Genomic DNA, 12,198 nt, shown 5'->3' with positions numbered 1-12,198 from the left:
ATTGGAGAAATTTTAGAAATAATAAAATTTGTGAAATTCCGTGAAATTGGTGTTATCCCATTTTTTCAAATCCCAACTTTTCTCTCACTTTTGCTAAAACACCATTCGCTACAGCGCTTGCTTTTTGCGCGCCTTTTTGAAGTAGTTCATCTACCTCGGCTAGGTTGTTCATGTAGTAATTGTATTGTTCTCTTTCGGTTTTGAATTTTGCTACAATCAGTTCAAACAAGGCTTGCTTGGCATGACCATAACCGTAATTACCACCTAAATAATTGGCTTTCATAGTTTCGATTTCCGTTTCAGAGGCCAATAGTTTATAAATAGCAAAAGCATTACAAGTATCAGGGTTTTTTGGGTCTTCTAGTGGCGTACTATCCGTTTCAATACTCATAATTTGCTTGCGCAAGGCTTTGTCATCTAAGAAGATGTTGATTACATTATTCGCCGATTTACTCATTTTTCCGCCGTTAGTTCCCGGAATCAACATACTGTCTTCTTGAATTTTAGCTTCAGGAATAACAAAAGTTTCACCCATTTGGTGATTGAAACGAGAAGCGACATCACGCGTGATTTCTAAGTGTTGTAATTGGTCTTTTCCCACAGGAACAAACTCTGCATCATACAATAAAATATCAGCAGCCATTAACATTGGATAGGAAAATAATCCTGCATTCACATCTTCTAAACGATCTGATTTATCCTTGAACGAATGTGCTAAAGTCAATCTTTGGAACGGAAAAAAACAACTCAAGTACCAAGACAATTCGGCCGTTTGAGGCACATCGGATTGACGGTAAAAAACCACTTTGTCCACATTTAGTCCACAAGCCAACCAAGCCGCTGCCGTACTGTAGGTATTGGCACGTAAGGTCTCGCCATTTTTTATTTGGGTGACCGAATGCAAATCAGCAATGAAAAGAAAGGATTCGTTTGCTGGGTTATTGGATAATTCAATTGCAGGAATGATTGCGCCTAATAAGTTCCCTAAATGGGGAGTTCCTGTACTTTGAACTCCTGTAAGTATTTTTGCCATTGTTGTTTTTTCTTGTGTACAAAGTTCGCAAAGTTTGCTTCATTTTCACAAGCTTTCCCGTGATTTTTTAAGTCTGTTGGATTTTTGTTTAATGAAAAGTAGTCTGAAGCACTTTTAACATGGTGGGAGTAGACCAAGTTCCGGCTATGGTTTTTCTTCTGACGGTAAATTCGGGATGTGTCTTATCTTTTTGGGAAGAAAGTATAAAAGCCAGTTTAAAATTTTCTGATTTAAGTTTTAAAATGGCATTTTGATTCCACAATCCAAAAGGGTACGAAAAATAATTAACCGGTTTACCAATCAAGTTTTCCAATTGTTTCCGAGGGCCAATTAATTGCTTATTCCAATCAGATTCAGTATAGTGTGTAACAGCAGAGTGATCCCAAGTATGTAAGCCAATAGTGTGACCAGTTTGGGATAGTTTTTTGATTTGGGTTTTAGTCATATAGCCTGGTTTTCCTATTGTAACGGTCATAATAAAAAACACCCCTTTAAAATGGTATTTGTTCATTTCGGCTACTGCTAAAGTAAATTGTTCTGCCCGAGTATCGTCAAATGTGAGCAGTATAGGTTTTGGCGGTAACGGTGTGTTGTGAGTTAAATAATTATACAATTCTTCGGGCGAAATGGTTTGGTATCCACTATCAAATAATGCTTTCATTTGTTCTGCAAATCGTGTTGGAGTAGTGGTGTAGGCTTTGATATTGGGACTGGCTTTGGCACTAAAATTTTTAATATTGTGGTAGCATAAAATAGGCACTTCTTTTTTGTTATTTGGTACGGCAGGACAAGACCAGTCGACTGTAAAAAAGGAAAAAACAATATATAAAATAAGACTATTTCTCATAATTATTGGTATTGAATGTAAATGGGTTTTGGTTTGAATCGGAGTAGTTCTTCAGGCGAATAAAGCCCAGCACCATTGCCTTTGGTATCGTTTTTATAAAACAATTTGAACCCTGTAAATTGAACGGGTTCTTTAAAAATGTAGTCGTGATAGGTTGATTTTTTCAAGGTTTTGTTGCCAAAACCATCCATATTCATCACGACTTGAACTTCTGGAAGCGGTTTTATTTTTTGATAATCAGTAACCATATTTTGAGTAAATCGATGCACAATTAGAACTTTTGGAGGGAGATGATTTTCGCGAACAATTTTGGCTAAAAACCGAATCGTATAGTTAACGTCCTCTGCCGAATACGTTCCAATTTTTGATCCTGGAGACTCATCATTTTTCATTGAAAACTCAGGGTCAATGCCCAAATGAACAAAAGGTAGCTGCAAATATTTAGTTAACGTAGGCAATTCATTTTCCAGTGTACTGTGTCCCACCTGAACATCTAAAAAAACCAATCCATTGATTTCTTTTGCCCAATCCACCACAATATCTATTTGATGATAAGGCATTCGTAATCGGTGCAAATTGTTTTTGCCATGCGTGTTTTGTGCAGTAATAGCGATGTAATGTAGCGCTGGAATTGTGATTACAGAAGCGTCGGCTTTGCGCCATCGATTTACTTCTAACTGAAGTTTTTGCAGCATTTGTTGTTTGGGGAGTTCGCCCAAAATCCCCATGCGTTTAGAATATAAATTCCCGTAAAATGCCACAATACGGTGATAGGGTAAGACAGCTCCAGCTAATGGATAAACTGTTTTTACAGGCCAACGCCCAGAAGCGTCTTTGTTGCTCAATGCTTCAACACGCCGATTGTAATCGACAGTATCAATGGGGGTAGTGACAGGTTCTTTTGAGACAGAATCAGTTACGGTTTCTTTTTTAACTAACGCAGGTGCTGTGCGTGCTTTTTCACAACTGCCTACTAATAGTACAACAGCCAAAAACAACAGCATAACCAGCACCTGTTTCATTAGTTCATTTTCCTTTTAACCAAAAGTACAATTGGTTTTTTACACCCGAATGTATTTCAGACCAACGTCGTTTATTTTCGTTAAAAGGCATAAAAAAAGACCTAAGTAATTAGGTCTTTTTGTTTTTATAGAGTTTAAATTCTTTAGCAAAGTTTAGTTCTTGCTCATATTTAATTTATGGTAGTACATATAGGAAACGGTTAAAATTCCTAAAAAAACCAAAGGGAAAAAGGTTTGTACATTGACCCCATCAACAGCGCCATGACTGATTGATGCAAAAATAAAGTCAAAAGCAAAACCAGCATACGCCCATTCTGTTATTCGTTTCGGGACTTGCGGAATTACTAAGGCAAGTACTCCCAAAACTTTAAAAACAACTAAGACGTTTCCAAAATACTCAGGATAACCTAAATGTCGGATGCCTTCTTTAGCCAATTCAGTTTGTGAGGTCAAGGCGGGCATCACTCCTTCAAACAAAGCAATTAGGGTGGTTGCGGTCCAAAAAATTATTTTTTCTTTTTTCATTCTTCGTATCGTTATTTCGTTAAATAACTATTGTTTTCTAGTTTCACATCTGCCATTAAACCACTAGGATCAATAGTTATTTTTTTGATGTTTGATTTAGGTTGAGCTATAGTAAATTCAAAAGAAGGATATGCCCATGCCCAGTCGTTTAAAACGGTTCTTTTGATAGTTGGCATTGGATTTTCTTTTTCAAAACTCATCATACGCAATGGAATATAAAAACTTTCTGAAGTACCATCAGCATATTCCACTAATACATCGATTGGCATTGGCATTCTTCCGATTCGTTCTAAGGTTATAGTAGTTGCCCCAGCATTGTCTTTTACGTCTTTAATGCCGTAATCGATAGTGTTGGTTGTTTCAGTCCAGTCTAACAAATACCAATCCAAATTAGCTCCTGTAACACGTTCTGCAGAGCGTTTCACGTCATTCGGTGTTGGGTGTTTGAATTTAAAGTCGTTAAAATAGCGTTTCAAAGTTTCTTTTAATTTTTCTTCCCCAATCACATAGCCCAATTGCGACAAAAAAATACCTCCCTTAACATAGGAAGCTATGCTATAAGAACGGTTTTCATCAAAACGATCACCGTGGGTACTTTGTGGTTGCTCTTTGCCCGATTCGACTAATTTGGCATAAGTTATATAACTCCCTTTGAATGGGTTAGTCACTTTCTTTTCAGCAAATTCGTTGAGTGCTAAGTCTTCAATAAACGAAGTAAAACCTTCGTCCATCCAAGGATGTTTAGACTCATTAGAGGCTAAAATATGTTGGAACCAAGAATGCCCTAACTCGTGAGCGGCAGTTCCCGAAATACCTTCAAATGTTCCGTTTCCAAGCATTAAAGTACACATCGCATATTCCATTCCGCCATCGCCACCTTGAATAAAAGAATATTGTTTGTACGGATAGTTCCCCACAGTAGTATTGTAAAATCCCATTACTTTGACCATTAACGGCTCTAGTTTTTTCCAATTCTCGATAATAGCAGGATTGTTTTTGTATAAAAAGTGAATCGCCACATCGTTTGGTCCTTGTACCACATCGTGAAGGTAGTTTTTGTCGGCAGCCCATGTAAAATCGTGTACATTTGGCGCTATAAAATGCCAAGTAAGTGTTTTGGTTTTCTTGGGTTGCACTACGGTAACTCCGGCTTCTTGATAACCGTATCCAATTTCGTTTTTGTTTTGCAAATAGCCAGAACCGCCTAAAATATAGTTGGAATCGATGGTAATGTTTACATCAAAATTCCCCCAAACACCGTGAAATTCTCTAGCGATGTACGGATCGGCGTGCCAACCTTCAAAATCAAATTCGGCTAATTTAGGATACCACTGCGCCATGGATAATTCCACACCCTCAGCATTATTTCTTCCAGAACGGCGAATTTGAACTGGCACTTGACCATCAAAATCCAAGCTGAAAGTGGTTTTAGAATTGGGTAAAATTGGCTTTGCCAAAGTCACTTCCAAAACAGTTCCCACTTCTTTTGCCAAAGCATTTTGTCCGTCTTGTTTGAAATTAGAAATGTGTAAATACCCAATTTCATTTGGTTTCAAGGTTTTGATTCGGCTTTCTTTTGCCTCTGTATCGCCTATTTTTATTTTGCGAACCATTCTTGCGTCTGGATCTTTGATACTTTGAATTCGCGCATCCATTTCGCTTCCCGGTTGGAATGCATTATTGTATAAATGATAGTATACCTTACGAAGGGTGTCCGGTGAATTATTGGTATACACTAATTCTTGTTTTCCTTTGTATTGATAGGTTTTCACGTCCATTTTCACGTCCATTTTATAATCAACGTGTTGTTGCCAATAGGAAGTGTTTTGTGCTATTCCAGTAATTCCGAAAGAAAAAGCAGCGATTAAAAAGAGGTTTTTCATGCTATAAAATAAAAAAGGAAGGGCATAAGCCCTTCCAAGTTAAAGTTCCTTTTTCAATTATTTTTTAGATAATTTTTCAGCCATTTGTAATGCATTGTATGCATTAACCATTTTCCCAGATTTAGAAAGAGCCGAAAATGGTCGAGAATCAGCAGGTTTTCCACCCACAATCACATCACTTTCTATACCCACTCCTGAATCCATCAAAATGTGCTTTACTTGCTTAGCAGATAATTTTGGATAGTACGAACGAATCAAAGCAGCTACTCCAGCTACGTTTGGCGATGCCATAGAAGTTCCTTGTAATAATTTGTAAGTGTTGTTAGGTGTACTAGCGTAAATTTTTACTCCAGGAGCAAAAACGTCCACATTGATTTTTCCAATGTTAGAAAAACGAGCCACTACTTTGTTTCCGTATTCATAGTTTAAAGCACCTACTGTGATTAAATTATCAGCAAATTCAGTTACTTTATCGTCAGAATCATTTGGATAATTGTCATTGTAATCAATGTCTTTTGCGTCGTTTCCTGCTGCATGAACAATCAAAACGTCTTTCTTTTCAGCGTATTTAATCGCGTCATATACCCATTGTTTGTGAGGAGAAAAAGGTTTTCCAAAACTTCCATTGATGACTTTGGCACCATTGTCTACTGCATAGCGAATTCCTAATGCAATGTCTTTATCGTATTCGTCTCCATCAGGCACGGCACGCACTGTTAAAATTTGAACATTATTGGCAATTCCGTCTCCTCCAATGTTGTTGTTTCTCACTTGAGCTACAATTCCAGCTACGTGAGTTCCGTGAAGAATTTCGGTTTTGTCTGGCCCCATCACGTTGTTATTACCGTATTTAGTGTTGGTGATGTCTTCTGGATTGTCTCCTAACACTTTTCGATAATCTGTTTTAAGGTTGTCTCCGTTTAGCAAAGCAACAAAACCGTCTAATTGTTTTTGAATGGCCTCTTTTAATTCTGAAATTGGCATTCCATAAGACAGCATTTTTTGCATATCAGCTTTACTTTTTTGTATTGCCGGAACTTCGGAGTTAATAGCATTTACTTCTTCAGCAGTGTAGGTTGTTTTGCCTAAATGTTTGCTTAAAGTAGCATCTCCTTCAGCAATGGTAGCTAACATTTGTTCTAAACGTGTTTTTCCTTGTGTCGCTTCGGCTACTTTTTTGTCATTCATAGCTTTGGCAGCCAAGTAGGTTTTTTCGTCAACTAATGATTTGTCTTTGATGATGCGTTCATATTCTACGTTTTCTTTAGTGATGTCGCCAAGGAAGTTCCATCCGTGAATATCGTCGATGTATCCATTTTTATCATCGTCAATTCCGTTTCCGGGGATTTCTTTTTTATTGGTCCAAACCACTGATTTTAAATCTTCGTGTTCAATATCCACCCCAGAGTCTACAATTCCAACAATAACGGAAACTCCTTTTTTGCCTTTCAATAATTCGGCATAGGCTTTATCAACACTCATTCCTGGAATGGTGTCTTTGGCTAAATCCAAATGACTCCATCGGTTCAATTCGGCTTCTGTTAGTTTTGCTTTTTTAGTAACAGTTTGTGCATTTGTCGAAAGTGACAAACCAACCATCACAAGAAGTGATAAAAGAGGTACGTTTATTTTTTTCATCGGGTTTGGTTTTTAATGATTATTCAAAAATACTTTTATTTCGGTAAATTAATCGCAACGATTAACTTTATTTTAATATTTCGTCAGCAGAAAACACATCTTTTAAACGAACACCTCTTTCGGTTTTTTCTACCGTGATGATCTCATTATGGGCATCGTGTTGCAAGAATAAATAATAGTTGTTTTCAGCAGCCAAGTTCATAAATTTAGTTTTTTCAGGCATTGTCAACAGCGGACGTGTGTCATAACCCATCACGTACGGAATCGGAATATGACCTGCTGTCGCCAATAAATCAGCACAAAAAACGATCGTTTTATCTTGGTATTGCAAGTGCGGAATCATTTGTTTTTCGGTGTGACCATCAACAAATAAAATACCAAAACCCAGTTCTGATTTGACTAAATAATCTTCTTCGGGTCTTTGAATAAAACGCAGCTGCCCACTTTCTTGCATCGGGATAATATTTTCTTTCAAGAACGAAGCTTTTTCTCTTACGTTGGGTTCAGTAGCCCATTGCCAATGGTTTTCGTTGCTCCAAAAAGTAGCATTTTTAAAGGCAGGTTCGTAACCAGTTCGATCTTTATTCCATTGAATGCTTCCGCCGCAGTGATCAAAATGCAAATGCGTCATAAACACATCAGTAATATCATCGCGATGAAAACCGTATTTTGCCAAGCTTTTATCTAAAGAATGGCTTCCCCAAAGGGAATAATATCCAAAAAATTTGTCTGATTGTTTATCTCCCATTCCAGTGTCAATCAAGATCAATCGACTTCCATCTTCAATCAGTAAACAACGTGCTGCAATATCAATCAAGTTGTTGTCGTCGGCAGGATTGGTTTTGTTCCAAATGGTTTTTGGCACCACGCCAAACATAGCACCTCCATCGAGTTTAAAATTTCCGGTTTCAATAGGGTATAATTTCATCGCTTTTTCAATTAAAATCTTTGCAAATTACTAAATTGTTTGTTTCTAATTCTTGAAATCAATTTTTTCTATGCTAACATTAGTTATAAAAATCTTATTAGCTATGGCAATTCCTTTAAAAGGTATTATCTTTGTCCTTTATTTAGAAAAAATAAAAATAACAATATTCAGCATATGATAAAAGTTTCAGATACTGCCAGCAAAAAGATCATCGATATGATGCAAGAAGACGGTTTTGATGCTACCCAAGATTACGTTCGTGTGGGCGTAAAAAGTGGTGGTTGTTCGGGCTTGTCTTATGAATTGAAATTCGACAAAGAATTAACCGAAAACGACAAAGTTTTTGAAGATAACAATGTGAAAATTGCCGTGGAGAAAAAATCATTTTTGTACTTAGCAGGAACGGTTTTGGAATTTTCAGGAGGTTTAAACGGAAAAGGATTTGTATTCAACAACCCTAACGCAAGTAGAACTTGTGGATGCGGGGAATCTTTTTCTTTATAAAAAGCCCCCCACCCCCAAAAGGGGGAGTTGTTGGAGCACGGAATTATTTGGCACAAAAATTATAAAATCCTATTTACCCCTAATAGGAGTTCCCCCTTCGGGGGTTAGGGGGCTGATATGAGTAAATATACTGAAGACGATTTAAAAATTGAACTCGAAAACAAGGAGTACGAATACGGGTTTTATACCGAACTTGATTCGGAGACCTTTCCTATTGGATTGAATGAGGATATTGTGCGTGCTATTTCTAAGAAAAAAGAAGAACCGCAATGGATGACGGATTGGCGTATTGAGGCGTTTCGTGCTTGGGAGCAAATGGTAGAACCAGAATGGGCCAATGTTCATTATGAGAAACCTGATTTCCAAGCCATTTCGTATTACTCAGCACCTAAAAAAGCCGACCCAAATAAAACGCTAGACGATGTAGACCCAGAACTTTTGGCGATGTACAAAAAATTAGGAATCTCTGTCGACGAGCAAAAAAAATTGAATAATGTAGCGATGGACATTGTAGTAGATTCGGTTTCAGTAGCGACTACATTCAAGAAAACATTGGCCGAAAAAGGGATTATTTTCATGAGTATTTCGGAAGCGATTCGCGAATATCCAGAATTGGTTCAAAAATATTTAGGAACCGTTGTTCCACAAAAAGACAACTTCTACGCGGCTTTAAATTCAGCGGTGTTTTCAGACGGTTCGTTCTGTTATATTCCAAAAGGGGTAAGATGCCCAATGGAATTATCTACTTATTTTAGAATTAACCAAGCAGGAACAGGTCAATTTGAAAGAACACTTTTAATTGCTGACGAAGGTAGTTATGTGAGTTATTTGGAAGGATGTACGGCGCCAAGCCGTGATGAAAATCAATTGCACGCTGCCGTTGTAGAATTAATTGCCATGGAAGATGCTGAAATTAAATATTCTACAGTTCAGAACTGGTATCCAGGGAACAAGGAAGGAAAAGGAGGGGTTTTTAACTTTGTAACCAAAAGAGGTTTGTGCGAGAAAAACGCTAAAATTTCTTGGACTCAAGTTGAAACCGGTTCTGCCGTAACTTGGAAATATCCTTCGGTAGTTTTGAAAGGAGACAATTCGGTAGGTGAATTTTATTCGATTGCTGTAACTAATAATTTCCAACAAGCCGATACAGGAACGAAAATGATTCACTTGGGTAAAAACACCAAATCAACGATTATTTCGAAAGGAATCTCGGCAGGAAAATCACAAAACAGTTACCGTGGATTGGTTCAAATTAGCGCTAGAGCAGATAATGCTCGTAACTTTTCGCAATGCGATTCGTTGTTAATGGGTAACAGTTGCGGCGCACATACGTTTCCGTACATCGAAAGTAAAAATCCATCTGCTAAAATAGAACACGAAGCGACCACAAGTAAAATTGGCGAAGACCAAGTGTTTTATTGTAACCAACGAGGAATTCCAACAGAGAAAGCCATTGCCTTAATCGTAAACGGATTTAGTAAAGATGTCTTGAATAAATTGCCAATGGAATTTGCCGTTGAAGCACAAAAATTACTAGAAATTTCGCTAGAAGGAAGCGTCGGGTAAACGCAAAGAATCGTAACACTTTAATGGTTTAAAATAAAAGAATAAAATGTTAAAAATAAGCAATCTACACGCTTCAATTGGCGATAAAGAAATATTAAAAGGAATCAATCTTGAGGTAAAAGCAGGAGAAGTTCACGCCATTATGGGGCCAAACGGCGCTGGTAAAAGCACCTTGTCTTCCATTATTGCTGGAAACGAAAATTACGAAGTTACGGATGGAGAAATCTTTTTGGAAAACGAAGATATTTCTGAATTAGCTCCAGAAGAAAGAGCACACAAAGGCGTGTTTTTGTCGTTTCAATATCCGGTAGAAATTCCAGGAGTTTCGGTAACTAATTTCATCAAAACAGCCATTAACGAAAAACGTAAAGCCAATGGTCAAGACGAAATGCCAGCTAACGAAATGCTGAAATTGATTCGTGAAAAATCGGAATTATTAGAAATGGACAGAAAATTCTTGTCACGTTCTTTAAACGAAGGTTTTTCGGGTGGAGAAAAGAAACGTAACGAGATTTTTCAAATGGCAATGTTAGAGCCTAAAATCGCTATTTTGGACGAAACAGATTCTGGTTTGGATATCGATGCGTTACGAATTGTAGCTAACGGTGTAAATAAATTAAAAAACTCAAACAATGCCGTTTTAGTAATTACGCACTACCAACGTTTGTTAGACTATATTGTTCCTGACTTTGTCCATGTTTTGATGGACGGAAAAATCGTAAAATCAGGCACTAAGGAATTGGCTTTAGAGCTAGAAGAAAGAGGTTACGACTGGATTAAGGAAGAGTTGGTTTAAAATGTTCTCCGTTTTCTGTTTTCCGTTTTTGAACGGACAACCAACAACCAACAACGGACAACCGATAACTTTAAAAAATGGAATTAAAAGAAAAATTACTATCGTCTTTTATGGCTTTTGAGGAGAGCATTGATGTTCAAAGCGAACTTCATGATGTGCGCACTGCTGCTATAAAAAACTTTGAAAATAAAGGTTTCCCTACGAAGAAAGATGAGGCTTGGAAATACACTTCTTTGAACGCAATTCTAAAGAAAGATTTTAGTGTATTCCCAAAGAATGAAGTGACGATTGAGTTCAAGGATGTAAAAAAATACTTTTTACATGAAATAGACACGTACAAAGTGGTGTTTATTGATGGAGTTTTCAGTTCGCATTTGTCTTCTACTACTCATGACGGGATTGATGTTTGTTTGATGTCTTCGGCATTAACAAAACCCAAATATAAAATGGTAATTGACACCTATTTTAACCAAATTGCCAGCAAGGATGAAAGTTTAACTTCTTTAAATACGGCTTTCGCCAATGAAGGAGCTTATATTAATATTCCAAAAAGCAAAGTGGCCGACAAACCAATTGAGATTATGTATTTCTCTACGGGTTCAGAAGCAGCTCTTTTGGTGCAGCCAAGAAATTTGGTTATTATAGGAGAAAATTCGCATGTTCAAATTATTGAGAGACACCAATGCTTGAATGAAAATGCAGTTTTGACGAATTCAGTTACTGAGATTTTTGCTCAAAAAAGAGCGATTGTGGACTACTATAAAATCCAAAACGACGAGTTAGAAGCGAATCTAATTGACAATACCTACGTGTCTCAAAAACAAGAAAGCCATGTGTCGGTTCATACTTTCTCTTTTGGAGGAAATTTGACGCGAAACAACTTGAATTTCTATCATTTTGGTGAGCGGTTGACGAGTACTTTGAACGGAATCACGATTATTGGCGACAAGCAACATGTGGATCATTATACTTTGGTACACCATGCGCAGCCGAATTGCGAAAGTTTCCAAGATTATAAAGGAATCTTTTCAGATCGTTCGACAGGGGTTTTCAATGGAAAAGTATATGTAGAAAAAGAAGCGCAAAAGACGAATGCTTTTCAAAAAAGCAATAACATCTTGTTAAGCGATAAGGCGACAATCAATGCCAAACCGCAATTGGAAATTTTTGCAGATGATGTAAAATGTTCACATGGATGTACGGTAGGCCAACTAGACGAAACGGCTTTGTTTTATATGCAACAACGCGGTATTCCAAAGAAAGAAGCCAAAGCGTTATTGATGTATGCGTTTTCGAATGCGGTTATCGAAAGCATCAAAATACCCGAATTAAAGAAACGAATCACAGCAATTATTGCTAATAAATTGGGCGTGAAATTAGGGTTCGATTTGTAAAAAAGAATAAATTAAAGAATAAAAAAAGAGCGCAAGGGTTTTAAACTTTGCGCTCTTTTTTA

At 37.2% G+C, this 12,198-nt stretch carries 11 protein-coding genes; 4 read left to right on the top strand and 7 right to left on the bottom strand.

Features of this window, described 5'->3' with window-relative positions:
* Positions 1–52: 52 nt before the first annotated feature.
* The 7 genes from trpS to RMR09_RS01805 form a co-directional block, all read right to left on the bottom strand.
* Positions 53–1,033, bottom strand: coding sequence for a tryptophan--tRNA ligase (gene trpS / locus RMR09_RS01835; RefSeq protein ID WP_310594135.1), 981 nt, complete (start codon positions 1,031–1,033; stop codon positions 53–55).
* A gap of 88 nt (positions 1,034–1,121) precedes the next feature.
* Positions 1,122–1,880 carry a polysaccharide deacetylase family protein gene (locus tag RMR09_RS01830; protein WP_310594134.1) on the bottom strand — a complete coding sequence of 253 codons (759 nt, stop codon included), beginning with the start codon at positions 1,878–1,880 and terminating at the stop codon, positions 1,122–1,124.
* A 2-nt stretch (positions 1,881–1,882) separates the two neighbouring features.
* Positions 1,883–2,902 carry a hypothetical protein gene (locus RMR09_RS01825; RefSeq protein WP_310594133.1) on the bottom strand — a complete coding sequence of 340 codons (1,020 nt, stop codon included), beginning with the start codon at positions 2,900–2,902 and terminating at the stop codon, positions 1,883–1,885.
* A 153-nt stretch (positions 2,903–3,055) separates the two neighbouring features.
* Positions 3,056–3,427 (bottom strand): DoxX family protein, encoded by a 372-nt coding sequence (locus tag RMR09_RS01820; protein WP_310594132.1) that lies wholly within the window; start codon positions 3,425–3,427, stop codon positions 3,056–3,058.
* Positions 3,428–3,438: 11 nt separating this feature from the next.
* A complete protein-coding gene (locus tag RMR09_RS01815; protein ID WP_310594131.1) occupies positions 3,439–5,310 on the bottom strand; it encodes a M1 family metallopeptidase in 1,872 nt (623 codons plus the stop codon).
* Between the two features lie 57 nt (positions 5,311–5,367).
* The gene (locus RMR09_RS01810; protein WP_310594130.1) at positions 5,368–6,948 is read right to left on the bottom strand and encodes a S8 family peptidase; all 1,581 of its coding nucleotides are present in this window, start codon (positions 6,946–6,948) and stop codon (positions 5,368–5,370) included.
* A gap of 67 nt (positions 6,949–7,015) precedes the next feature.
* Positions 7,016–7,876 carry an MBL fold metallo-hydrolase gene (locus RMR09_RS01805; protein ID WP_310594129.1) on the bottom strand — a complete coding sequence of 287 codons (861 nt, stop codon included), beginning with the start codon at positions 7,874–7,876 and terminating at the stop codon, positions 7,016–7,018.
* Between the two features lie 174 nt (positions 7,877–8,050).
* On the opposite strand from RMR09_RS01805, the gene RMR09_RS01800 reads away from it, so the two are divergent.
* From RMR09_RS01800 to sufD, 4 genes are all read left to right on the top strand, one after another.
* Entirely contained in the window at positions 8,051–8,380 is a 330-nt protein-coding gene (locus tag RMR09_RS01800) for an iron-sulfur cluster assembly accessory protein (RefSeq protein WP_310594128.1), read from the top strand.
* Positions 8,381–8,497: 117 nt separating this feature from the next.
* Complete coding sequence (gene sufB / locus RMR09_RS01795) at positions 8,498–9,946, top strand: Fe-S cluster assembly protein SufB (RefSeq protein ID WP_310594127.1); 1,449 nt, start codon at positions 8,498–8,500, stop codon at positions 9,944–9,946.
* Positions 9,947–9,992: 46 nt separating this feature from the next.
* Positions 9,993–10,742, top strand: coding sequence for a Fe-S cluster assembly ATPase SufC (sufC, locus tag RMR09_RS01790; protein ID WP_310594126.1), 750 nt, complete (start codon positions 9,993–9,995; stop codon positions 10,740–10,742).
* A 77-nt stretch (positions 10,743–10,819) separates the two neighbouring features.
* Positions 10,820–12,136 (top strand): Fe-S cluster assembly protein SufD, encoded by a 1,317-nt coding sequence (sufD, locus tag RMR09_RS01785; RefSeq protein ID WP_310594125.1) that lies wholly within the window; start codon positions 10,820–10,822, stop codon positions 12,134–12,136.
* Positions 12,137–12,198: the final 62 nt, after the last annotated feature.

The organism is Flavobacterium sp. (assembly GCF_031537875.1).
Classification (GTDB): Bacteria; Bacteroidota; Bacteroidia; order Flavobacteriales; family Flavobacteriaceae; genus Flavobacterium.
Note: the sequence above shows the minus strand (reverse complement) of the source record. Positions and strands in the feature narration are given on the sequence as shown.